Source organism: Streptomyces sp. NPDC017991 (assembly GCF_044328075.1).
Classification (GTDB): domain Bacteria; phylum Actinomycetota; class Actinomycetes; order Streptomycetales; family Streptomycetaceae; genus Streptomyces.
In genome coordinates, this window is sequence record NZ_JBIRGP010000005.1 from 66,072 (window position 1) to 89,734 (window position 23,663).

19 protein-coding genes and 1 pseudogene are annotated in these 23,663 nt (G+C 71.4%); 7 read left to right on the forward strand and 13 right to left on the reverse strand.

The genetic code is table 11. The annotated features are described in order from the left end of the window. Positions 1-16: 16 nt before the first annotated feature. Positions 17-766 carry a uracil-DNA glycosylase gene (locus ACH4DZ_RS16600; protein ID WP_398287832.1) on the reverse strand — a complete coding sequence of 250 codons (750 nt, stop codon included), beginning with the start codon at positions 764-766 and terminating at the stop codon, positions 17-19. Positions 767-853: 87 nt separating this feature from the next. Here ACH4DZ_RS16600 and ACH4DZ_RS16605 point away from each other — a divergent pair, with 87 nt between their 5' ends. Beyond that, positions 854-1,426, forward strand: a complete 573-nt coding sequence (locus ACH4DZ_RS16605; RefSeq protein WP_398287833.1) for an RNA-binding S4 domain-containing protein — start codon at positions 854-856, stop codon at positions 1,424-1,426. A 230-nt stretch (positions 1,427-1,656) separates the two neighbouring features. On the opposite strand, the gene ACH4DZ_RS16610 is transcribed toward ACH4DZ_RS16605, so the two are convergent. From ACH4DZ_RS16610 to ACH4DZ_RS16620, 3 genes are all read right to left on the reverse strand, one after another. Continuing rightward, positions 1,657-2,121 (reverse strand): DoxX family protein, encoded by a 465-nt coding sequence (locus ACH4DZ_RS16610; RefSeq protein ID WP_398287834.1) that lies wholly within the window; start codon positions 2,119-2,121, stop codon positions 1,657-1,659. Positions 2,122-2,273: 152 nt separating this feature from the next. After that, positions 2,274-2,954 carry a class I SAM-dependent methyltransferase gene (locus ACH4DZ_RS16615; protein WP_398287835.1) on the reverse strand — a complete coding sequence of 227 codons (681 nt, stop codon included), beginning with the start codon at positions 2,952-2,954 and terminating at the stop codon, positions 2,274-2,276. A 119-nt stretch (positions 2,955-3,073) separates the two neighbouring features. Next, the gene (locus tag ACH4DZ_RS16620) at positions 3,074-4,006 is read right to left on the reverse strand and encodes an acyltransferase domain-containing protein (RefSeq protein WP_398288298.1); all 933 of its coding nucleotides are present in this window, start codon (positions 4,004-4,006) and stop codon (positions 3,074-3,076) included. A 144-nt stretch (positions 4,007-4,150) separates the two neighbouring features. Here ACH4DZ_RS16620 and ACH4DZ_RS16625 point away from each other — a divergent pair. After that, positions 4,151-4,216 (forward strand): annotated as a pseudogene (locus ACH4DZ_RS16625) (DUF6343 family protein); the annotation flags it as partial. A 90-nt stretch (positions 4,217-4,306) separates the two neighbouring features. On the opposite strand, the gene ACH4DZ_RS16630 reads toward ACH4DZ_RS16625, so the two are convergent. From ACH4DZ_RS16630 to rpsA, 4 genes are all read right to left on the reverse strand, one after another. Continuing rightward, complete coding sequence (locus tag ACH4DZ_RS16630) at positions 4,307-4,687, reverse strand: tetratricopeptide repeat protein (protein WP_384816022.1); 381 nt, start codon at positions 4,685-4,687, stop codon at positions 4,307-4,309. 67 nt (positions 4,688-4,754) lie between these two features. Then, entirely contained in the window at positions 4,755-5,363 is a 609-nt protein-coding gene (gene coaE, locus ACH4DZ_RS16635) for a dephospho-CoA kinase (protein ID WP_398287836.1), read from the reverse strand. 146 nt (positions 5,364-5,509) lie between these two features. Continuing rightward, on the reverse strand, positions 5,510-6,448 hold the full coding sequence (locus ACH4DZ_RS16640; protein ID WP_189770096.1) for a PAC2 family protein: 939 nt from the start codon (positions 6,446-6,448) through the stop codon (positions 5,510-5,512). A gap of 263 nt (positions 6,449-6,711) precedes the next feature. Then, on the reverse strand, positions 6,712-8,229 hold the full coding sequence (rpsA, locus tag ACH4DZ_RS16645; protein WP_398287837.1) for a 30S ribosomal protein S1: 1,518 nt from the start codon (positions 8,227-8,229) through the stop codon (positions 6,712-6,714). Between the two features lie 401 nt (positions 8,230-8,630). On the opposite strand from rpsA, the gene ACH4DZ_RS16650 reads away from it, so the two are divergent. Together ACH4DZ_RS16650 and hrpB are read left to right on the forward strand one after the other, a co-directional pair. Next, a complete protein-coding gene (locus ACH4DZ_RS16650) occupies positions 8,631-9,563 on the forward strand; it encodes a class I SAM-dependent methyltransferase (RefSeq protein WP_398288299.1) in 933 nt (310 codons plus the stop codon). Between the two features lie 30 nt (positions 9,564-9,593). Beyond that, positions 9,594-12,188 (forward strand): ATP-dependent helicase HrpB, encoded by a 2,595-nt coding sequence (hrpB, locus tag ACH4DZ_RS16655; protein ID WP_398287839.1) that lies wholly within the window; start codon positions 9,594-9,596, stop codon positions 12,186-12,188. A 5-nt stretch (positions 12,189-12,193) separates the two neighbouring features. Here the strand turns inward: hrpB and ACH4DZ_RS16660 are convergent, their stop codons facing one another. The 3 genes from ACH4DZ_RS16660 to ACH4DZ_RS16670 all read right to left on the reverse strand — a co-directional run bounded on the left by ACH4DZ_RS16660 (position 12,194) and on the right by ACH4DZ_RS16670 (position 15,275). Further along, positions 12,194-13,186: a DUF3068 domain-containing protein gene (locus tag ACH4DZ_RS16660; RefSeq protein ID WP_398287840.1), complete on the reverse strand. Its 993-nt coding sequence runs from the start codon at positions 13,184-13,186 to the stop codon at positions 12,194-12,196. A 60-nt stretch (positions 13,187-13,246) separates the two neighbouring features. Continuing rightward, positions 13,247-13,381 (reverse strand): SPW_0924 family protein, encoded by a 135-nt coding sequence (locus ACH4DZ_RS16665; protein ID WP_398287841.1) that lies wholly within the window; start codon positions 13,379-13,381, stop codon positions 13,247-13,249. A 178-nt stretch (positions 13,382-13,559) separates the two neighbouring features. Next, positions 13,560-15,275, reverse strand: a complete 1,716-nt coding sequence (locus ACH4DZ_RS16670; protein WP_398287842.1) for a lytic transglycosylase domain-containing protein — start codon at positions 15,273-15,275, stop codon at positions 13,560-13,562. Between the two features lie 338 nt (positions 15,276-15,613). On the opposite strand from ACH4DZ_RS16670, the gene ACH4DZ_RS16675 reads away from it, so the two are divergent. Then, complete coding sequence (locus ACH4DZ_RS16675) at positions 15,614-16,468, forward strand: DUF4184 family protein (RefSeq protein ID WP_398287843.1); 855 nt, start codon at positions 15,614-15,616, stop codon at positions 16,466-16,468. Here the strand turns inward: ACH4DZ_RS16675 and ACH4DZ_RS16680 are convergent. After that, complete coding sequence (locus ACH4DZ_RS16680) at positions 16,389-17,534, reverse strand: serine hydrolase (protein ID WP_398287844.1); 1,146 nt, start codon at positions 17,532-17,534, stop codon at positions 16,389-16,391. The genes ACH4DZ_RS16675 and ACH4DZ_RS16680 overlap by 80 nt on opposite strands. A gap of 316 nt (positions 17,535-17,850) precedes the next feature. Beyond that, positions 17,851-20,577, reverse strand: coding sequence for a DNA polymerase I (gene polA / locus ACH4DZ_RS16685; protein ID WP_398287845.1), 2,727 nt, complete (start codon positions 20,575-20,577; stop codon positions 17,851-17,853). 169 nt (positions 20,578-20,746) lie between these two features. Between polA and ACH4DZ_RS16690 the strand changes: the two genes are divergently transcribed. Both ACH4DZ_RS16690 and ACH4DZ_RS16695 read left to right on the forward strand, forming a co-directional pair. After that, positions 20,747-23,026 carry an FdhF/YdeP family oxidoreductase gene (locus tag ACH4DZ_RS16690; protein WP_398287847.1) on the forward strand — a complete coding sequence of 760 codons (2,280 nt, stop codon included), beginning with the start codon at positions 20,747-20,749 and terminating at the stop codon, positions 23,024-23,026. Between the two features lie 70 nt (positions 23,027-23,096). After that, on the forward strand, positions 23,097-23,585 hold the full coding sequence (locus ACH4DZ_RS16695) for a PaaI family thioesterase (protein WP_398287848.1): 489 nt from the start codon (positions 23,097-23,099) through the stop codon (positions 23,583-23,585). The last annotated feature ends 78 nt before the right edge of the window (positions 23,586-23,663 follow it).

Genomic DNA, 23,663 nt, shown 5'->3' on the forward strand with positions numbered 1-23,663 from the left:
ACGGAGCAGTGCGAGGTTACGGGGCGAACGGAGCCGTGGGCGGCACCGCCGGCGTGGTCGGCAGACCCGCCGACCGGGCTGCCGTGCGCAGGGTGTCCCGGAGCATGTCCGGGGTCAGCCGGCCGGTGAAGGTGTTGCGCTGGCTGACGTGGTAGCAGCCGACGAGGTGCAGCGGCCGGCCCTCCGGGCCCTCCAGTTCGACCCGGGCTCCGTGGGCGAAGGCCGGCCGGGGCCGGGGCACCTGCCAGCCCGCCTCGGTGAACGCGGGCAGCGCGGCCTGCCAGCCGAAACCGCCGAGCACGACGACCGCCCGGAGGGTGGGTGCGAGCAGTCGCAGTTCGTTCACGAGCCAGGGGCGGCAGGTGTTCCGCTCCTCCGGCGTCGGCTTGTTGGCAGGCGGCGCGCAGTGCACGGGCGACGTGACACGGACGCCGTACAGGGCCAGCCCGTCGCCGGCGCTCTCGGACGTGGGCTGCGAGGCGAGGCCCACGTCGTGCAGCGCCGCGTACAGCACGTCCCCGGACCGGTCTCCCGTGAACATCCGACCGGTCCGGTTCCCGCCGTGCGCCGCGGGCGCGAGCCCGACCACGAGGAGCGAGGCGTCCGGCGGGCCGAATCCCGGCACCGGACGGCCCCAGTACGTCCAGTCCGCGAAGGCGGCCCGTTTCGTCCGGGCCACTTCCTCCCGCCACTCGACCAGCCGCGGGCAGGCCCGGCACCCGGCGATCCGCTGGTCCAGTTCTGCCAGGCTGCGCTCCTGCTTCATGCCGCCACGGTATGCCCGGCGAGAACCCGGCTCCACGCGACGGAAAACGATTCCGGCCCCACGCCCGCCGAGGACTAAGGTCGGACCATGGCTTCAGGGACTCAGAGGAACGAGGCGGGGCGGCGCGGGAACGCCGGGCCGAGCGCTGACGACTCCGCCGCTGCCGACGGCGCCGGTGTCGTCGATGCCACCACAGCCGCTTCCGCGACCGGCGACGTAACCGGGGACGCGGCCAGGGACGCGACCGACGCCGTGGCCGTCGCGAAGGCATCCGCGCCCGCGAGCAGCGAGACCGTGCGCGTCGACAGCTGGATCTGGTCCGTACGCCTCATGAAGACCCGCTCCATGGCCGCCACCGCCTGCCGGGGCGGCCACGTCCGGGTGAACGGCGAACGGGTCAAGCCCGCGTACGCCGTCCGCGTCGGTGACGAGGTCCGCCTCCGCCATGCGGACCGGGAGCGGATCGTCATCGTGAAGCGCGTGATCCGCAAGCGCGTCGGGCCTCCGGTCGCCGCCGAGTGCTACGTCGACAACAGTCCCCCGCCCCCGCCCCGCGAGGCCGTCGCCCCCGCGGGCATCCGCGACCGGGGCACGGGCCGCCCCACCAAGCGCGACCGCCGGGAGCTGGAACGCCTGCGAGGACTCGGCCCGCCCGAGTAGGCGGGCTAGGGCCTGTCTGGCAATTCCCGCCTGCCTCGCGACGCCATGCACGCACTCTCGCCGCACCGGACACAGAGCCAAGTACGTCCAGTACGAGGCCCTGCGCCCGGCACTCCCCCAGCCTCCGGCCGGGGGGACCCCCAGAGCACGCGCCTGACGCCGCGAGGCCGCCCTCCGGGCGACGACGGGAATTGCCAGACAGGCCCTAGAGCACCCACTCGTCCCACGCTTCAGGACCGGCGCCGCAGGAGCCTTACCAGTTCCGCCGCCCGCCCCCGTCGCGCCCAGGCGATCAGTGCGAGCGGCACTATCAGGATGAGCGGGGTCGCCGCGTACTCCCCGTCGAACACGGTGACCTGGGTGATGAACGCGCCCATCATCAGCGCGCTCAGCGACACGGCTGCCACGGAGGCCAGCACAGGTATCAACAGCGCGATGCCGCCGGCCAGTTCGAGAAGTCCGATGGTGTACATCCCGGCGCTGCCCCAGCCGATCTCGTCGAACGACTCGACCGCCGAGGAGTGGGCGACGAGCTTGGGCAGCGCGCTCGCGATCACGTAGAAGAGCGCGAGCAGGATCTGCAGCCCCTTCAGGGCGAGGCGGGCACGGCGCCCACGGGTGGTCGCCGACTCGGCGACGACGGTGCCGGACGCGGCGGCCGGGGCGGAGGCGGCGGGGACGGTGGTCTCGGACATGGGGTTCTCCTGGGATCTCCGGGTGCAACGGCTCGCGTTGCTGTCACAGAGGTAGACCGGCCCGCCTCCCGAAACTCATCGCCCCGCGACGACAACTCATCGGCTCACGCGGAATCACCCGGTCCTCCGACTCGCCCTGGGAGGCGTAAAGGTCACTCCACCGGCACCGCCCGCACCCACACCCGGTCCTCCGTCAGATACCGGCCCACCCGCAGCCCCGCCTCTCCCAGTGCCTCCTCGAACTCCTCCTGGCTGAGCGGCCGGGCGAGGAACGTCTGCGTCCATACGGCGTCCGGGAACACGTACTCCGCGCGCACCGAGTTGACCCCGTCCCCGGCAGGCTCCGCGGACAGCATCCGGATCGTGAACCCACTGGGATCGAGCCGCTCGCGCGGCAGGTCGGTGTGGTAATCCTCGCCCTCCCGCTGGATCAGCACACAGCCGCCGTCCGCGACATGGCTCCGGCACACGTCCAGCATTCCGCGCCGGACACCGGCGTCTCCGGCGTGCACGAGGAACGAAGCGAGCATCACGACGTCGAACTTCTCGCCCAGGTCGAGCGTCTCGATGGCACCGCGTATCGTGCGCGCCCCTCGCACCCTCTCCAGCATCTCCGCGGACTCGTCCACGGCCGTCACCGTGAAGCCCCGCTCCAGGAGCGGATGGGTCATACGTCCCACTCCGCTGCCCAGTTCAAGGATGTGCGCCCCCGCCGGCACGGCCGAGGCGATGATGTCCGGCTCCTCCCCCACGGACAGCCGCGCGTACAGCTCCACCGCGCAGCCGTCCGGTGTGATGGCACCGGGCCCCGTCCCTTCGTATCCCTCACGCATCTCGATCGTCATACCCGCCCAACGGCCCACGCTCGCACTCTCGTTCCCACTCCCGCCCGTCTCACCCGTTCGAGTGAGACGTGATCGCGCCACGGGGCTGGGGCTCGCCGAAGCGACACTCAGAGCGCGAACCACCCGTGGCCGCCGTACCAGTGACCGCCCGCCCGCAGATGGTCCCCCACCGCCCGCTCCACGCCGGTCCGCCGCGGAAGGTCCGCCACCGGTAGCTCGGGGTCGCCGAAGACGAACGCGACGGGTGCCTTGTCGTCAGCCTTCGTCTCCTCGCAGGCGATCCGGAACCGTTCCTGGAAGCGCACGATGTTGGAGCCGACGGGCAGATACCGCGTCAACTGACGGTCGAGCAGCCAGGAGTGGCAGACCGCCACCGCGTGGTGCTCGTCCGGGTAGTGGCGCGCGAAGAAGTCCCGCGCCAGGTCCAGCGACCGGTCGCACGCCTCCGGTGACAGCGGCCCCCTGAAGTCGGCGATGTGCAGACTCAGACACGGTTCACCGGGCCCCGTGCCGAGCCCCGCGTCCGCCGCCGCCTGCCCGGTGCGCCCGCCCAGCCGGGCGCGCTGGAACTGCAGCCGCCCCAGCTGGTACAGCTCCCCGTGGAAGTGCAGCCCGATCCACCACGGCACCAGCAGCCCCGTCGTGCCGGTCCGCCGCCGGTGCACGGCCAGGTTCCGGCCCAGGTCCGCGAGGGTGCGCCGGGACACGTCCGCCGGGATGTCCCGCCGCCGGTGGTAGGCGCGCACATACGGCAGCGCGGCGATGAAGACGAACACCTGGAAGGTACGGCCCAGCGCCCCGGTGGACTCAGGGAACGCCGGCGGTTCCCATCCCCCGCCGATCTTTCCCATGTCGCGTACGAACCGGTCGACGCACAGCCCGAGCAGCGTCAACGCCTCCGGGTCCGCCGCCAGCCGGGCGCGCAGTGCGACGAGTTCGTTGACGCACTCGTGCGGTACCGCGAGATCGAGCAGTACGTCCGGCAGCTCGATCGCGTCGGGAAGCGCCGCCTCCGTGCGCGGTACGCCCTCGCTCTCCAGGTCCCTCAGCCATCCGGCGAGCTTCTCGTCCGCCCGCAGCTCCTCCACCAGCACAGCCGCTCCCCGTCCGCTCGCTCGCCCGCCCGCTCCAGGTGAAATGTGCACTACGAAGAGTACGTTTTTCCGGTAGGAGTAGTGATCCCTATGCGTACAGGCAGTGAACCGACAACCGCGCGCAGTGCGCTGCGAGCGCGCCTGTGGCTGAGTGTGTGAACCTGGCCGCGCCCGCCACCCACGCCGAACCCAGCAGTGGTTCGGCTCAGGACCAGGACCCAGGCCAGGGCCGAGAACGAGCCCGGCTCAGGAGTCGAACCGTGCCGCGGCCAGGTACTCCGGCTGCGGGTCCAGCGCCGCCGCGAGCCGGAAGTGGCGCATGGCCTGCGCCGGCTGCCCGGAGCGCTCGTAGGTGCGGGCGAGCGCGAAGTGCGCGAAGGCGTTGTCCGGTTCGCGCTCCAGCACGATGGTGAACTCCAGCTCGGCGGGCCGAAGCTGTGCCGCGGCGAAGAAGGCACGCGCGCGCAGCAGCCGCGCAGCCGTGTTCTCCGGGTACGCGGCGATGACGTTGTCGAGCAGCTTCACCGCGCCCCTGGGATCCCGCGCGGCGAGCAACTGCTCGGCGGCACGGAAGTCGATGACATGCGTCTCCGGAGTACGTCCGGCGAATCCGCTGGTCTCGGGCACGGCACATTCCTTCCCTCGCTGCCGGGGATCAACGCCTCGCGGACACCCACTATTCCGAGGACACCCGCTACTCCCCGACCGCCCCGGCGCGCCGCTCAAGATCCGCCCACACATCCCGCACCCGTTGCCGCAGCGTTTCCAGGGGCACGTCGTTGTCGATGACGACGTCCGCGATCTCCCGGCGCTTCTCGCGGGTGGCCTGGGCCGCCATACGGGCGCGGGCGTCCTCCTCGGTCATGCCGCGCAGCCGGACGAGCCGGTCGAGCTGTGTCCGCGTACTGGCGTCGACCACGATCACGAGGTCGTACAGCTTCGCGAGGCCGTTCTCCGCGAGCAGGGGCACGTCGTGCACGACGACGGAGTCCGCCGAAGCGGCCTCTTCGAGCTCGCGGGACCGGGCGCCCACCAAGGGGTGCACGATCGAGTTCAGCACGGCGAGCCTGTCCGGGTCCGCGAAGACGACGGAGCCGAGCTTCGGCCGGTCGAGGGTGCCGTCCGTGGCGAGCACTTCCTTACCGAAGGCGTCGACCACGGCCGCAAGCCCCGGTGTTCCCGGCGCGACGACCTCCCGCGCGATCCTGTCGGCGTCGATCAGCACGGCACCGTGCTCCACGAGCAGCCGCGACACCTCACTCTTACCGGCCCCGATCCCACCGGTCAGTCCCACCTTCAACATGCCCAGCAGCATAAGCCCGGGGCTTGCCTGGGCCCCGTCAGGGGCGCGGGGAACTGCGCGCCCAGCCCCCACCGAACCCGCACCCGCACCCGCACCCAGAACACAACCCCGCGGAGCGGAACCGCGTAGCCGCCGCGAAGAGCGAGCTACGCATCACCTTCCCGCTCTGCGAGGAACTTCTCGAACTCCATCCCGATCTCGTCCGCGGACGGGATGTCCACCGGCTCGGCGAGCATGTTGCCCCGCGTCTCGGCGCCCGCGGCGGCGTCGTACTGGTGCTCAAGTCCCTGGACCAGGGCGACGAGTTCCTCGTCGCCCTCCTGGATCTGCCGGTCGATCTCCGTCTGCGTACGGTGCGCCTCGGTGCGCAGCCCGTGCGCGATGCCCGGCAGGACCAGGCCGGTCGCGGCCGTGATCGACTCCATGACCGTCAGAGCGGCGTCCGGGTACGGGGAACGGGCGATGTAGTGGGGCACGTGCGCGGCGACTCCGAGGACGTCGTGTCCGGCCTCCATGAGGCGGTACTCGACCAGGGACTCGGCGCTGCCCGGCACCTGGGCCTCGTCGAAGGGGCTGCGGTGGCCGGGCACGAGGTCCGTGCGGTTGCCGTGCGGGGTGAGGCCCACGGGGCGGGTGTGCGGGACGCCCATGGGGATGCCGTGGAAGTTGACGGACAGCCGGACGCCGAGGCGCTCCACGATCTGCTGGACGGCCGCGGCGAAGCGCTCCCACTCCACGTCCGGTTCGGGCCCGGAGAGCAGCAGGAAGGGCGCGCCGGTGGCGTCCTGGACGAGCCGCACATCCAGCGTGGGCTCCTCGTAGTCGGCCCAGCGGTCGCGCTTGAACGTCAGCAGCGGGCGGCGGGCGCGGTAGTCCACGAGCCGGTCGTGGTCGAAACGCGCGACGACCTGGTGGGGCAGCGAGTCGAGCACCCGGTCGACGATCTGGTCGCCGGTCTCGCCCGCGTCGATGTATCCGTCGAAGTGGTAGAGCATGACAAGACCGGCCGACTCCTGGGCGAGTGCCACGTCGACCACGGCCAGGCCCTTCGGCTCCCATGCGTACAAACCCTGCGGATCAAGCACTGTGACCGCTCCTCCTCGTGTTCGTATGCGACAACACGGGCCGGACCAGGGGCATTCCCGGTTCACACCGCTTCACTGCGCCTCTTACCGGCTTCTCATGCCCACGTCGGGCACGCGCGCGAGACTGTGGCGCCTGCGGCGAATGCGGGCGCAGGGACGGGGACGGGTGGGAGGGGGCGGGTGCGGGGACAACGCACCGCGGGCCCGCACCCAAGTGGGTGCGGGCCCGCGGTTACCAGCTAGCTACCGCTGGCGGTGAGCTTTCAGCTCTGGCCGCCGGCGAGCTTCTCGCGCAGAGCCGCCAGGGCCTCGTCCGACGCCAGGGCGCCGGAGTTGTCGTCCGACTCCGAGGAGTACGAACCGCCACCGCCGCCACCGCTGCCGCTGGAGGCGGCCGGAGCCGCACCGGGGGTGGCGACACCCTCGGCCTCGGCCTGGGCGTCCGCCTCGCGGGACTTGATGACCTGAGCCTGGTGCTGCTCGAAGCGCGTCTGCGCCTCGGCGTACTGGTTCTCCCACACCTCACGCTGGGACTCGTAACCTTCGAGCCAGTCGTTGGTCTCGGGGTCGAAGCCCTCGGGGTAGATGTAGTTGCCCTGGTCGTCGTACGACGCGGCCATGCCGTACAGCGTCGGGTCGAACTCGACCGAGGCCGGGTCCGCGCCGAAGGACTCGTTGGCCTGCTTCAGCGAGAGGCTGATGCGACGGCGCTCAAGGTCGATGTCGATGACCTTGACGAAGATCTCGTCGTTGACCTGGACGACCTGCTCCGGGATCTCCACGTGGCGCTCGGCCAGCTCGGAGATGTGCACCAGACCCTCGATGCCCTCGTCCACGCGGACGAACGCACCGAACGGAACCAGCTTCGTGACCTTTCCGGGCACGACCTGGCCGATCTGGTGGGTGCGGGCGAACTGCTGCCACGGGTCTTCCTGCGTCGCCTTCAGCGACAGGGAGACACGCTCGCGGTCCATGTCCACGTCGAGGACCTCGACGGTGACTTCCTGGCCGACCTCGACAACCTCGGAGGGGTGGTCGATGTGCTTCCAGGAGAGCTCCGAGACGTGCACCAGGCCGTCGACGCCACCCAGGTCCACGAAGGCACCGAAGTTGACGATCGAGGAGACGACGCCGGAACGGACCTGACCCTTCTGGAGGGTGGTGAGGAACGTCTGGCGGACCTCGGACTGGGTCTGCTCCAGCCAGGCACGGCGGGACAGGACCACGTTGTTGCGGTTCTTGTCCAGCTCGATGATCTTGGCTTCGAGCTCCTTGCCCACGTAGGGCTGGAGGTCGCGGACACGGCGCATCTCGACGAGAGATGCCGGCAGGAAGCCACGGAGGCCGATGTCAAGGATGAGTCCACCCTTGACGACCTCGATGACGGTGCCGGTGACGATGCCGTCCTCTTCCTTGATCTTCTCGATGGTGCCCCAGGCGCGCTCGTACTGGGCGCGCTTCTTCGAGAGGATCAGGCGGCCTTCCTTGTCCTCCTTCTGGAGAACAAGGGCTTCGATCTCGTCGCCGACCTTGACGACCTCGTTCGGGTCGACGTCGTGCTTGATCGAGAGCTCGCGGCTCGGGATGACACCTTCGGTCTTGTAACCGATGTCGAGCAGGACCTCGTCCCGGTCGACCTTCACGATGACGCCGTCGACGATGTCGCCGTCGTTGAAGTACTTGATCGTCTCGTCGATCGCGGCGAGGAAAGCTTCCTCGTTACCGATGTCGTTGACCGCTACCTGCGGCGTGGTAGAGGTGGTCTCGGTGCTGCTCGTCATGTGGGAAAGGGCTCCGGTACGGACAGTGAGTCGTAGGTACTGCTTACGCCGGGAGCCCGTTTCGCTCTGAAGAAGCCGGACAGCCAAGGAAGCGCCGAATCCGGGCCGTGTTCGATGAGAACACTCGCCGGTGGCGCCTCGAAAACCGAGGGGACATACGACAGATGCGAGCGCAGCCTGCTACGTCTGAGGAGCGCAGGCCCGCAGCGCAACTTGTAGCATACGGGGGCAGCCGGACAGGGTCAATGCGCGAAGGCGCACACCCGGGGCGGATCGCCGCATACCCGGCACAAGACCCACGCGGCGGCAGCCGCATATCAGGCAACGCCACGGGGTCACGCGGATTCCGTGGTGCCACTTTCGTGACCGCCGCCATGACGACCGCACGGAAGTGACCGCAGATTAATACGAGGGAGCCGATCATCCAAGAGCCCGAACAGCCCCGGCCCGAAGCGTCCTCACCGCAGGCGTCCGAGTTCGAAGAGCCCGGGTTCGAAGCGTCCGAGCCCGAGGCGACCCGGCGCGCGGCGGGGGGCTCCGAGAGCTCCCGCGCCAATCGCGGCTGGTGGGACCGGAACGCGGACGACTATCAGGTCGAGCACGGCACGTTCCTCGGCGACGACCGTTTCGTGTGGTGCCCCGAGGGCCTCGACGAGATCGAGGCCGAGCTGCTGGGCCCGATGGAGGACCTGAAGGACAAGGACGTCCTGGAGATCGGCGCGGGGGCCGCCCAGTGCTCGCGCTGGCTGGCAGCCCAGGGCGCCCGTCCGGTCGCCCTGGACCTCTCGCACCGGCAGCTCCAGCACGCCCTGCGGATCGGCGCCGACAGCGTCCGGCTCGTGGAGGCGGACGCCACGGCGCTGCCCTTCGCGGACGGCTCCTTCGACCTCGCGTGCTCCGCGTACGGGGCGCTGCCCTTCGTCGCCGAGCCCGTGACGGTCCTCCGGGAGGTGCGCCGGGTGCTGCGGCCGGGCGGCCGGTTCGTCTTCTCCGTCACGCATCCGGTCCGCTGGGCCTTCCCCGACGAGCCGGGACCCGAGGGGCTGAGCGTGGCCTCCTCGTACTTCGACCGCACGCCGTACGTCGAGCAGGACGAGGACGGGAACGCGGTGTACGTCGAGCACCACAGGACGGTCGGCGACCGCGTCCGGGACGTGGTGGCGGGCGGTTTCCGGCTCATCGACCTGGTCGAGCCCGAGTGGCCCGCCTGGAACACCCAGGAGTGGGGCGGCTGGTCGCCCCTCCGGGGAAACCTGATCCCGGGCACGGCGATCTTCGTGTGCGAGCGAAGCGAGACGGGGGCACCCCCGGCCGGAGGCCGGGGGAGAGACTGAGCGGGTGACCCGTACCGAGCATGTGATCGTGTGATCCGTCATGACGCCCTGGACGCGCTGCCCGTACGCGGCGCGCTGCCCGGCCTGAGGGACGCCCTTGAGGACCGTGGCGCCGCGGTGCTCGTCGCACCGCCCGGCACGGGCAAGACGACCCTCGTGCCCCTGGTGCTCGCCGGGCTCGTCGGCGACGAGCCGGCGCGGCGGGTCGTGGTGGCCGAGCCGCGGCGGATCGCGGCGCGGGCCGCCGCGCGGCGGATGGCGTGGCTGCTCGGCGAGAAGGTCGGGGAGAGCGTCGGATTCACCGTCCGCGGGGAACGGGTGGTCGGGCCACGCGCGCGCGTGGAGGTCGTCACGACCGGGGTGCTGCTGCAACGGCTGCAGCGGGACCCGGAACTGGCGGGCGTCGACGTGGTCGTGCTCGACGAGTGCCACGAACGCCATCTGGACGCGGACACGGCGGCGGCGTTCCTGCTGGACGTCCGGGCCGCGCTGCGCCCCGAGCTGCGGCTGGTGGCCGCGTCGGCGACCACCGACGCCGAGGGCTGGGCCCGGCTGCTCGGCGGTGTGCCGGTGGTGGAGGCGGCGGGCGTCTCCCATCCGGTCGAGGTGGTGTGGGCGCCGTCCGCGCGCCCTGTGCGGCCACCCCATGGGATGCGGGTGGATCCGGTGTTGCTGACCCATGTGGCGTCGGTGGTCCGCCGGGCGCTCTCCGAACGGGACGGGGATGTCCTGTGCTTCCTCCCCGGCGTCGGGGAGATCGCGCGGGTCGCCGGGCAGCTCGGCGTGCTCGGCGATGTCGAGGTACTACAGGTGCACGGGCGGGCGCCGACGGCCGTGCAGGACGCGGTGCTCTCCGGCGGTACCCGGCGCCGGGTCGTCCTCGCCACGTCGGTGGCCGAGTCGTCGCTGACGGTTCCGGGTGTGCGGGTGGTCGTGGACTGCGGACTGGCGCGCGAGCCGAGGGTGGACCACGCGCGCGGCCTGAGCGCGCTGACGACCGTACGGGCCTCGCAGGCCGCCGGGAGGCAGCGGGCCGGGCGGGCGGGGCGCGAGGCTCCGGGGACGGTGTACCGGTGCTGGACGGAGGCCGAGGACGGGCGCCTGCCGCGTTTCCCCTCGCCGGAGATCAAAGTGGCCGACCTGACGGCGTTCTCCCTCCAGGCGGCCTGCTGGGGCGATCCCGACGCCTCGGGGCTATCTCTCCTGGATCCGCCGCCGGCGGGCGCCATGGCGGCCGCGCGGGGCGTTCTGGAGGCCGTCCGCGCGGTGGGCCCGGACGGGCGTCCGACCGATCGGGGTGTACGGATGTCGCGGCTGGGGCTGCATCCACGGCTGGGGCGTGCGCTGTTGGACGCCGGGGCGTCCCTCGGTGCCGAGCGGGCCGCGGAAGTGGTCGCCCTGCTGAGTGAGGAGCCGCCGCGGTCTTACGGCGACGATCTCGCCGCCGCGTTGCGGGCCGCGCGCCGCGGGGGTGACGCGTATGCCGGACGGTGGCGGGCCGAGGTCCGGCGGCTGCGGGCCGCGGTCCCGTCCCGGGCTGCGCCCGGCGCGGCGGGAGGGTCGACCGATGACCGCGGGTCCGTCGTGGCCGGTCGCGCAGTTCCCCGCGCCCCTTTCGGGGCGCCCCACGCCGAGGCGAGAGGCATCGGTGACGACCATGCCGTCGGGCTCGTTGCCGCGCTCGCCTTTCCTGAGCGGGTCGCCCGGCGGCAAGGGGGGTCCTTTCTCATGGTGGCCGGGACGCGGGCCGAGGTCGGGGAGGCCAGTGGGCTGCGGGATGCCGCCTGGATCGCCGTCGCTGTCGCCGACCGGCCGCTGAACGCGGGGCACGCGCGCGTGCGGCTCGGGGCCGTGGTCGACGAGGAGGTCGCGCGCGAGGCGGCGGGAGCCCTGTACGCGGAGGGTGACGAGGTGCGCTGGGACGCCGGGGACGTGGTGGCGCGGCGGGTCCGGCGGCTGGGAGCCGTGGAACTGGCGGTACGCCCGTTGCGCAACGCCGACCCCGGACTCGTACGGGAGGCGTTGCTCGAAGGGCTGGCGGCGGAGGGGTTCGGGCTGTTGCGGTGGTCCCGGGACGCCGAGGTGCTGCGGCAGCGGCTCGGGTTCCTGTACCGGCAGGTCGGCGCCCCTTGGCCCGACGTGTCGGACGACGCGCTCCACGCGCGCGTGGACGAGTGGCTGGAACCGGAGCTGGGCCGGGCGCGGCGGCGGGCCGATCTGGAGCGCGTCCAGGCCGGGCAGGCGCTGGGCCGGCTGATGCCGTGGGCGTCCGGGGAGGCGGCCCGGTTCGACGAGTTGGCGCCGGAGCGGTTCGAGGTGCCGAGCGGGTCCAGGATCCGGATCGACTACGCGGATCCCGAGCGGCCGGTGCTCGCGGTGAAACTGCAGGAGATGTTCGGGGCGCAGGAGTCACCCACGGTCGCGGGGGTGCCCGTACAGGTGCATCTGCTGTCGCCCGCGGGGCGCCCGGCCGCCGTCACCTCCGACCTCGCGTCCTTCTGGAAGGACGGCTACCGGAGCGTACGGGCGGAGCTGCGCGGGCGGTATCCGAAGCACCCCTGGCCCGAGGACCCGGCGGGCGCGCGGCCGACCCGGCACACGAACGCCCGCCTCGGCAGGGGCTGAACCTCTCAGGCGCTCAGCGGCTCCGGCTCCCGGGTCCGCGTCGGTGACGGGTCGCCCGGACGGCGACCGCGGGCCTCCAGGTAGAGGGAGAGCGCCAGGAGTCCGACCCCCAGGACGAGGAAGCCCCAGGGCAGGTACGAGGACATCAGCGCGACGGCGAGCCGCTGGGACTTGACCAGGTCGACGGTCGAGCGGATGTAGTCCTCGCGCATCTTCACGTGTCCGGCGAAGGCGGTCACCTTGTCCCGGTCGCCCAGGAGGGTGCCGCCGCGCAGCTCCTCCCGGTGGATCTCCTCCCCGTAGACAGGTGCTCCGGTGACAGGTTCGACCCAGAACTTGCGGACCGTGGTGTACCAGCGGGTCGTACCCGTCTTGGCGACCGACTCCGCGGTGATGCCTTCGACGGGCATGACCTTCGGGAAGGGCACCTCGGTCCAGGGGATGGTCTGCTCGAAGTAGTAGACGTCGACGCCCCGGAAGTTCTGTGTGCCCTTGTAGTGGATGGGTTCGGTGATCCGGGCCTGCGCGTCGAAGTACTCGTAGTCCCTCTTCTCCGTACGGAAGGGCCACTTGAACTCGATGCCCGCGCGCCTGACGGGGTCGCCGTCGACGCTCTCGCCGGTGGCGTGGACGGGTTCCTGGGTGTGCGCGTCGAAGATGTACCGCTCGGGGATCCTGGAGACCATCTCGCCGTCGGGGCCCTGGACGTAGGAGAGGCCGTCCCAGACGACGACATCGCGGTTGGCGGTCCTCTCGATCCTCTCGGAGGCCTCGACGTTGCCCTTGAGGGTCTGGACGACGGTGACCTTGTCGACCTTCTTGGCGGTCATCGAGCCGTAGTCGAGAAGCGTCGCGCCCTTCGCCTCAAGGACCATGTCCTGGTACTGGTCGGCGGGGACCTTGGCCACGCGCGGGAAGGCGTACCAGCGCAGCAGCGGGGACAGCGCCGCGAAGAACACGGCGAGGGCGAGCAGGATCAGGCTGGCCTTGCGGCGCATCTCGGCGGCCCTCCCTGAGCGTGGTGGGTGTGCGTCACGGGTGTGCTCTACGGGTGTGCGCTACGGGTGGCTCGGGACAGTGGTGAGCAGCGGTTTCGGAGAGGTCTCGGCCGACGGTGAACCCATGGCCGTGACGAGGAGGACCAGCGCGAACGCGAGGGCCAGACCGGTCGCGGCGGCGATCAGGGCACGCATGCGGGCCTCCCGGCACAGGCGGAACCGAGTACATGGAGCGGAACCGGCACCACGGAACTGATACATCGTCAGGTCGGGCACCGTAGCAACGGGCGGGCCAGATGAGAACACGTCGCGCACACAACGGCCGCGCCCCCTCACCGACGGGTGAGGGGGCGCGGCCGACGCGTCTTCGGGGCTACGAGGCCGCCGCCGCCACCTTCAGCTCGACGGTCAGGGTCGCGCCGCCGGTCGTGGTGATCCGCAGCAGGTACGTGCCCGCCGTGTCGTCCGCGTACAGCTTCGGCAGCTTCAACAGGCCGTCCGTGCCCGTCTTGAGGCCCGCGAGGGTGCGTACCGTCTTGCCGTCCGCGTCCTTGAAGTACGGGCCCTTGTCGTTCTCGGCCGCGTCGTCCGCCGCCTTGATGAGCGTGGCGGTCGCGGCGACACCGTCCGCGACGGCGCCCTTGTACGTGGCCTTCACCTCGACCAGGTCCGCGAACTCGCCGCCGGGGACACACGTCAGCGCGGTGTCGGCGGTGCGGGCGAGGGCGTCGGCCTGGCGTGCGGTGACCGTCGCCGCGTAGTCGAGGCCCGAGACGGTGCGGCCGACGACGGTGGCGCGCACCTTGAAGCCGCCGGTCTTCTCGCCGGCCTTGAGCGCGGGCGCGGTCGCCACACCGGAGGCGTTGGTGACCACGGTCGCGACGCTCTCGCCACCGGTGAAGGTCGTGTCGGTGTCGCCGGTGATCGTGAACCGCACCCGGACCTTCGCGACGGCCTTGCCGGCCTTGGTCTCCGTGCGGGCGCTGATCTTCTCCGCGAAGGTATCGCCCGCGGTCGCGGTGAGCTTCCCGGTGCCCGCGTCCTCCAGGTGATCCACCGTCTCGGTGGGCGTGGGTGACGGGGACGCCGGAGGCGTCGTGGCGGGCGGGGTGGTGGGCGGGGTCGTCGTGGGCGGGGTCGTGCTGGGCGGCTTCGGCTTCGTGGTGCCGCCGGGGTTCTGGTTGCTGGGCGGGGTGGAGGGCGTAGACGTCGGACCGGAGTTCGTACCTCCGTTGCCGGTGCCGCTACCGGTGCCGCTGTCGCTGCGGTTGGAGGGCAGCGAGCCCGTGCCGTCCGGAACCTCGTGGGTGCCCTTGCGGTAGTACTCCAGCCACGACAGGACGGTGTTCAGATAGTCCGTCGAGTTGTTGTAGCTGAGGATGGCGCGCCTGAGGTCGGCGCTGGTGGACAGGTCCCAGTTGAACCGGCACAGGTAGTGGCCGGCCGCGAGGGCCGCGTCGTAGATGTTGTTGGGGTCCTTCTTGCCGTCGCCGTTGCCGTCGCGGCCCGACCATTCCCAGGTGGAGGGGATGAACTGCATGGGGCCCACCGCGCGGTCATGCGTGGTGTCCCCGTCGTACGCGCCGCCGTCGGTGTCCGTGATCCGCGCGAAGCCGACGCCGTTGAGGACCGGGCCGAGGATCGGGGTGATCGTGGTTCCGTTGGCGTCGACCTTGCCGCCGCGGGCCTGTCCGGACTCGACCTTGCCGATGGCCGCGAGGAGTTGCCAGGGGAGGTTGCACCCGGGCTTGGAACCGGCCAGCGACGTCTCGGCCTTCTTGTAGGCGTCGAGGACGGTCGCGGGTATGCCCGCTTCGGCGTCACCCGCGACACCGGGGGTGTCGCTGCTCGCACTGGGTGACGGTGTCGGGCTGTTGAGCGGCGGGAGGTCCGTGTAATAGGGCGAGTTGCCGGTCGCGCTGTCGTCGGCGTTCGCATCGGGCGAGGGCTGGGAGTTGGCGTTCTGTCTGCCTTGGGGGGTGTCCGTGACACCAGGGGCCTGGGATGCGGACAGAGCCGCGACCGCGAGTGCGGCCAAGGCCGTGGTCGCCGCCCCCTTGACGACTCGCTTGCCGAATTGCGCCGCCATTGCGTGAACCCTCCCGTGGACGTCCGTCCGTGCTCCGCGCGTTCCCCTGCTGTCCGGTCGTGCGGCCGTATGCCCCCCATACGGCGGCCCAGGCGACCCTACGACAACTTCTGCCGCGCAGACACCTGTTCGGACCCGGTCTTCACCGGTTGGCCATATCCCGTTTGTCCTTCCCCGGCGGCTCCTCGCCATGCCGGGGACCCGGGAACCGTTTCCGCATACTGGACGTCACCGATCATGGGGCGGCCGGGACTGTCCGCCCCTGGATGACCAGGACGTGCCGGATCGGCATCCCCCACACTCTCCGGGTCCGTCAATGCTGTTCGCTTGGAGCCCAGTTGCCGTTCACTCTCAGTCATGCCGCGGCCGTCCTGCCGGCGGTGCGCGCCGACGGGTCCGGACGGGGGCGGCTGGTTCCTGCCGTGCTCGTGGCCGGTTCGTTCGCGCCCGACATGACCTATTACGCGGCGAGTGTGCTGCCGGAGGCAATGGAGTTCGGCGATTTCACGCACTCCTTCACCGGAGTGTTCACCTTCGACGTCCTGGTCGCCTGGGCGCTCGTGGGCGCCTGGCTGGTACTGCGGGAGCCGCTGGTGGCACTGCTGCCGCGGGGCCGGCAGGGACGGATCGGCGCCTTCCTGCGGTGCGGTGCGCCGCGCGCCCGTCCGCGTCCCTCGCTCGCCCTGTGGTGGTACGTGTCGGCGGTGTCCGGGGCGCTCACCCATGTCGTGTGGGACGCGTTCACGCATCTCGACCGGTGGGGCATGCGGGTCCTGCCCGTCCTCGGGCGGGAGATCGCCGGCTCGCCCCTGTACTGGTATCTGCAGTACGGCGGTTCGGCGCTCGCGGCCGTGGTGATCGCGGCGTTCCTGGTGGTGGCCCTGCGGCGGCAGCCCGACGCCGAACCGGTGGGAGTGCCCGTGCTCTCGGCGCGTGACCGCTGGCTCGCGGGGGCGCTGGTCGGCGGCTGCGCGGCGGTGGCGGCCGTGCGGCGGGCGACGCGGTGGTGGGACTACTGGGGGTCGCGGGCCGAGCCCTGGGAGCTGATTCCCACCGTGTGCTTCGGGGCGGGGGCCGGGCTGGCCGTTGGGTTCGCCGCGTACGCCGTGGCGGTCAGGGTGTGGCGCCCGGCTCCGGTTCGTCCCAGCCCGGCAGCGGCTCGTACGGAGCCGAGCCGTCCGGTTCCTCGCTGATCAGCGTCTCCGGTGTCTCCGGTGTCTCCGGTGTCTCCGGTGTCTCCGGAACGAGCGCGCGGCCGGGGCCGCGGGCCTGTCCCAGGCCCCGGTGCACGACCTGGGCTATGCGTTCGATGGTGCGAACGCCGTACGACTTGGTGGGGTTGTCGTGGGTCAGAACGACGATCCGGTACGTACGGTCCCTGCCCGGCTCGCCCGAGAACTTGCCCGAGAACGCGCCGACGCTGTGGACGCGCCAGCCGTGGGTGGAGCGGGGCAGCCAGCCGTTCTTTACGTGTGCCTTGAAGCCGCGCGGCATGCCCGCGGGGACGCCCCAGCGCTGGTCCGCGCGGACCTCGGCGAGCAGTCCGAGGCCGTAGGCGCGGGTGCGAAGGAAGGAGCGGGTGTTCGTCAGGACGCCCAGCAGGCGCATCTGGTCGGTGGCGGTGGTGCGGGTGAGGCCCCAGTACCCGCCGGGGCCCAGGACGGTGGCGCGGGTACGGACCCGGGCGAGGAAACCGTTCAGGTGGCTGTGGCCCTGGGTGGTCCACAGGCGCCGGGCGGCGGCGTTGTCCGAGCTGACGATCATGGGGCGTACGTTCGCGGTCTCCCAGCGGGTGAGTGACCGGCCCAGTTTCTCGGCCCGCCGCAGCAGCCCCTCCATGATCAGCACCTTGGCGACGCTCGCGGAGTCGTACTGGCGCTCGCCCGCCAGCTCGCAGACCAGGCCCAGGTCGTCGCGCACGACCACGGAGACCGTGCCGCGCCTGGACGACAGCGCGGCGTGGATGTCGCGCGACAGGCGGGCGGCGAGACCGGGGGCGTGGGGGGCGTGGCAGGTGGCGGGGTCGTCGGGCAGAAAACGGTGGCTGGTGGCGTCGGCCGGCCAGGGTCCGTCGAATGTGCCCGCCGGGAGTCTGGGGCTGGCCGCGGTGGCCGAGACGGCGGAGACCGGGGTGAGGAGTGCGGAGGCCAGGGCTGCGACCAGGGCGGTGCGGCAGTGTCGTACGTACGGTACGTAGCGCGTGTGGCGCGTGTTCCGTATGCGCTGCGTGTTCCGTATGCGCCGTATGTGAGGACCCATGCCCGCATCCTGGCGGGGTGCTCCGCGGGGGGCGCCTGGTCGGGGTCCAGGCGGGTGACGGGTCCTCCGGGGGCTGCGTTTCGACTGCGGGCGCGTCGTGGCCGGCCGCGCAGTTCCCCGCGCCCCCAAAAAACAAAAGACTGCGCCGTTCCCCGCGCCCCTGCCCTGTGTCTTTGGGGGCGCGGGGAACTGCGCGATCAGCCCCCACCGGGCCCGCGGACGATCCCAGGCCCCCGCCCAAGCCAACCCAGGGGCGCGGGGAACTGCGCGACCGGCCACAGCGGGCCCGCAGACGAAGCACCCGCCCCCAGCGGAGCTAGTGCGCTGCCGACTCCCAGTCCGGGCCCGAGCCCACCGAGACGTCCAGCGGGGCCCGCAACTGCACCGCCGCGGCCATCTCCCGGCGGACCAGCTCCTCCGCCCGCGCACGCTCCCCGGGGGCGATCTCCAGGACGATTTCGTCGTGGACCTGGAGGAGCATCCGGGACGCCAGACCGGCCTCCCGCAGAGCCTTGTCCACGTGCAGCATCGCGATCTTGACGATGTCCGCCGCCGTGCCCTGGATCGGCGCGTTCAGCGCCATCCGCTCCGCCGCCTCCCGCCGCTGACGGTTGTCGCTGTTGAGGTCGGGGAGGTAGCGGCGGCGCCCGAAGAGCGTCGCCGTGTATCCCGTCGCCCGCGCCTCGTCGACCGCCCGGCGCAGATAGTCCCGCACCCCGCCGAAGCGCTCGAAGTACGTGTCCATCAGGCCACGCGCCTCACCCGCGTCGATGTTGAGCTGCTGGGAGAGCCCGAACGCGGACAGCCCGTACGCGAGCCCGTACGACATCGCCTTGATCTTGCGGCGCATCTCCGCGTCGACGGCGTCGCGCTCCACGGAGAACACCTGGGAGGCGACGGTGGTGTGCAGGTCCTCACCGGAGGAGAAGGCCGCGAGCAGGCCCTCGTCCTCCGACAGGTGGGCCATCACCCGCAGTTCGATCTGGCTGTAGTCGGCGGTCATGAGGGACTCGAAGCCCTCGCCGACCACGAAGCCGCGGCGGATCGCGCGGCCCTCCTCGGTGCGGACCGGGATGTTCTGCAGGTTCGGGTCCTGCGACGAGAGGCGGCCCGTCGCGGCGACCGTCTGGTGGAAGGTGGTGTGGATGCGGCCGTCCGCGGCGATCGTCTTGATCAGGCCCTCGACGGTCACCCGCAGCTTCGCCTGCTCGCGGTGGCGGAGCATGATGACCGGCAGTTCGTGGTCGGTCTGGGCGGCGAGCCAGGCGAGCGCGTCGGCGTCCGTCGTGTAGCCGGTCTTCGTCTTCTTCGTCTTCGGCAGGCCCAGTTCACCGAAGAGGACTTCCTGGAGCTGCTTGGGCGAGCCGAGGTTGAACTCGTGCCCCACCGCCGCGTGCGCCTCCTTCACGGCCTGCTGGACCGCGCCCGCGAACATCTGCTCCATGGTCTCCAGGTGAGCCCTGTCCGCCGCGATGCCGTGCCGCTCCAGGCGGGCGAGCAGCTCGGAGGTGGGCAGCTCCATGTCCTGGAGCAGGTCGGCCGCACCGACCTCCTGCAGCCGCTCCCCGAAGGCCTCTCCGAGGTCGAGGATGGCGCGGGCCTGCACCATGAGCGCGTCGGCCTCGGCGCCCTCGTCGGCGCCGAAGGCGAGCTGGCCGTCGGCGGTCGCGGCGGGCGCCAGCTCCCGGCCGAGGTACTCCAGGGACAGCGCGTCCAGGTCGAAGGAGCGCCGGCCCGGCTTCACGAGGTAGGCGGCGAGAGCGGTGTCCATGGAGATGCCCGCGACGCTCCAGCCGTGCTCGGCGAAGACTCGCATGACCGCCTTGGCGTTGTGGAGCACCTTGGGGCTGCCGGCGTCGGCGAGCCAGCGCGCGAACGCGTTCTCGTCGCTCTCGTCGAGCTGCGACGGGTCGAACCACGCCGCCGCCCCGTCGGCCGCGGCGAGCGCGACCTCCGCGACCGATCCCGTACCGAGCGCCCAGGTGTCGACCGTGGCGACGCCCAGGACCGCCGTGCCGTGCTCGGCGAGCCAGGGGACCAGCTCGCCCGCGTCGATGACCGTGCCGTCCACGGCCACGCCCGCCGCGACCGGAGCCGCGTCCTCGGCCTGCTCCGCCCCGGGGTCGACGGCCAGCAGCCGCTCACGCAGCGACGGGTTACGGATCTCCAGGGTGTCCAGGACCATCGCGAGGGCCGTGCGGTCGTACGGAGCGCGCTCCAGGTCGGGCACCGCCTTCGGCAGCTCGACGTCACGCACCATCTCGGTGAGGCGGCGGTTGAGCTTGACCGACTCCAGGTGGTCGCGGAAGTTCTGCCCGGCCTTGCCCTTGACCTCCTCGGCGCGCTCGACCAGCTCCGCGAACGAACCGAACTGGTTGATCCACTTCGCGGCGGTCTTCTCACCGACACCGGGGATGCCCGGCAGGTTGTCGGACGGGTCGCCGCGCAGGGCCGCGAAGTCGGGGTACTGGGCAGGCGTCAGCCCGTACTTCTCGAAGACCTTCTCCGGAGTGAACCGGGTCAGCTCGGAGACGCCCTTGGTCGGATAGAGCACGGTGGTGTGCTCGGAGACCAGCTGGAAGGAGTCGCGGTCGCCGGTGACGATCAGGACGTCGAAGCCCTCGGCCTCGGCCTGCGTGGCGAGCGTGGCGATGATGTCGTCCGCCTCGAAGCCGTCGACGGCGAACCGCTCGGCGTTCATCGCGTCCAGGACCTCGCCGATCAGCTCGACCTGGCCCTTGAACTCGTCGGGCGTCTTCGACCTGTTCGCCTTGTACTCCGTGAACTCCTCGGAGCGCCACGTCTTGCGCGACACGTCGAACGCCACCGCGAAGTGCGTGGGCGACTCGTCGCGCAGCGTGTTGGCGAGCATCGACGCGAAGCCGTAGATCGCGTTCGTCGGCTGGCCCGTCGCCGTCGTGAAGTTCTCCGCGGGCAGCGCGAAGAACGCCCGGTACGCCAGCGAGTGCCCGTCCATGAGCATCAGCCGCGGGCGGGCCTGGCCGGAGGTCTTCTCGGTCTTCTTCGATCCTGTCTCTGCCACACCCCCGATCCTGCCACGCCCCACTGACAGTCGGCCCCGCCCCGCCGCCCACGACGGTGTCCTCGTGCCGGTTCTCCCCCGTTCCCGCGGACCGGGCCCCGATCCGTGTCGGTACCGCGTGCGAGGATCGGAGACGTACCTCACACATGTGCTCGAAGAGGAGGCCGACATGGCCGGCAAGCCGCCCCAGAGTGATCCGGTTCAGGACGCGCCGCAGGTCGCGGAACCGAAGCATGCTGCGGCCGGGCTGCCCGCCGTCGGGCACTCCCTGCGCATCGCCCAGCGGCAGATGGGCGTGAAGCGCACGGCGCTGACACTGCTGCGGGTCAATCAGAAGGACGGCTTCGACTGCCCGGGCTGCGCCTGGCCCGAGCCGGAGCACCGCCACACGGCGGAGTTCTGCGAGAACGGCGCAAAGGCGGTCGCGGAGGAGGCCACCCTGCGCCGCGTGACCCCGGACTTCTTCGCCGCGCACCCGGTCGCCGACCTCGCGACCCGCAGCGGCTACTGGCTGGGCCAGCAGGGCCGCCTCACGCACCCCATGTACCTCGCGGAGGGCGCCGACCGCTACGAGGCGGTGCCGTGGGAGCGCGCCTTCGACATCATCGCCGAGGAACTCACCGGCCTCGACTCCCCGGACGAGGCGCTGTTCTACACCTCGGGCCGCACCAGCAACGAGGCCGCGTTCCTGTACCAACTGTTCGCCCGCGAGTTCGGCACGAACAACCTCCCCGACTGCTCGAACATGTGCCACGAGTCGTCCGGCTCCGCACTGAACGAGACGATCGGTGTCGGCAAGGGCAGCGTCCTGCTGGACGACCTCTACCAGGCGGATCTGATCATCGTGGCCGGGCAGAACCCCGGCACCAACCACCCGCGCATGCTCTCCGCCCTGGAGAAGGCGAAGTCGAACGGCGCGCGGATCATCACGGTGAACCCGCTGCCCGAGGCGGGCATGGAGCGCTTCAAGAACCCGCAGACCCCCCAGGGCATGTTCAAGGGCGCGGCCCTCACCGACCTCTTCCTGCAGATCCGCATCGGCGGCGACCAGGCCCTCTTCCGCCTCCTGAACAAGCTCATCCTGGAGACGGAGGGAGCCGTCGACGAGGCCTTCGTCGGCGAACACACGCACGGCTACGAGGAGTTCGCCGAGGCCGCCCGCGCCGCCGACTGGGACGAGACGCTCACCGCGACGGGCCTTGAGCGCGCGCAGATCGACGAAGCGCTCGGCATGGTCCTCGCCTCCGAGCGCACCATCGTCTGCTGGGCGATGGGCCTCACCCAGCACAAGCACTCCGTGCCGACGATCCGCGAGGTCGTCAACTTCCTGCTGCTGCGCGGCAACATCGGCCGGCCGGGCGCGGGCGTGTGCCCGGTGCGCGGCCACTCGAACGTGCAGGGCGACCGCACCATGGGCATCTTCGAGCGCCCCGCGCCCGCCTTCCTGGACGCGCTGGAGAAGGAGTTCGGCTTCGCCCCGCCGCGCGGCCACGGCTACGACGTCGTACGGGCGATACGCGCCATGCGCGACGACAAGGCCAAGGTCTTCTTCGCGATGGGCGGCAACTTCGTGTCGGCCTCCCCCGACACCGAGGTCACCGAGGCCGCCATGCGCCGCGCCCGCCTCACCGTGCACGTGTCGACGAAGCTCAACCGCTCGCACGCCGTCACGGGCGCGCGCGCCCTGATCCTGCCCACCCTCGGGCGCACCGAGCGCGATCTCCAGGGCGGCGGCGAACAGTTCGTGACCGTCGAGGACTCCATGGGCATGGTGCACGCCTCCCGCGGCCGTCTGGAGCCCGCCAGCGGCCACCTGCTGTCCGAGCCGGCCATCGTGTGCCGCCTCGCGCGCCGGGTCCTCGGCGAGGACTCCCGCACACCCTGGGAGGAGTTCGAGAAGGACTACGCGACCGTCCGCGACCGGATAGCGCGCGTCGTCCCCGGCTTCGACGACTTCAACGCGCGCGTGGCCGACCCGGCGGGCTTCGCCCTCCCGCACGCGCCCCGCGACGAGCGCCGCTTCCCGACCGCCACCGGCAAGGCCAACTTCACGGCCGCGCCCGTCGAGTACCCGAAGCTCCCCGAGGGCCGCCTGCTCCTGCAGACCCTGCGCTCGCACGACCAGTACAACACCACGATCTACGGCCTCGACGACCGCTACCGGGGCATCAAGAACGGCCGCCGGGTCGTCCTGGTGAACCCCGAGGACGCCCGCGAGCTGGGCCTCGCCGACGGCTCGTACACCGATCTGGTCAGCGAGTGGAGGGACGGGGTGGAGCGCCGCGCCGCCGGTTTCCGCGTCGTGCACTACCCGACGGCCCGCGGCTGCGCGGCCGCCTACTACCCGGAGACGAACGTCCTGGTGCCGCTGGACGCCACCGCCGACACCAGCAACACGCCCGCCAGCAAGTCCGTCGTCGTCCGTCTGGAACAATCGGCAACCAACTGAGCGTTCGCTTAGAAGCAGGTTCCGGACACCGGCTCCGGGCGCACGACCGACGACGTAAGGAAACGGACCCATGGGCGAGCAGCACCACATGAAGTTCCCGCAAGAGGTCATCGACGAGTACTCGGCACTCGGCGTGGACCTGGCCGCCATGTTCTCCGCGGGGCACCTCGGCACCCGCATGGGCGTCCAGATCACCGAGGCCTCCGCGGACCGCGTCGTGGGCACCATGCCGGTCGAGGGCAACACCCAGCCCTACGGACTCCTGCACGGCGGCGCCTCCGCCGTACTCGCCGAGACCCTCGGCTCGGTCGGCGCCATGCTGCACGGCGGCACCTCCAAGATCGCCGTCGGTGTCGACCTCAACTGCACCCACCACAGGGGCGCCTCGTCCGGCCTGGTGACCGGCGTGGCCACCCCCCTGCACCGCGGCCGCTCGACAGCCACGTACGAGATCGTGATCAGCGACGAGGACGGCAGGCGGGTGTGCAGCGCCCGGCTGACCTGCCTGCTGCGCGATGTACGGCCGAGCGACGCGGAGCGGGTCGGCGCCACCGGCTGAGCCGCCCGCCGGCCCGTCCGGAAACCGTTGTCCGGCCGGGGCGTTGATCCCGGGCACCCGGCGGCCTAGCGTCAGGGC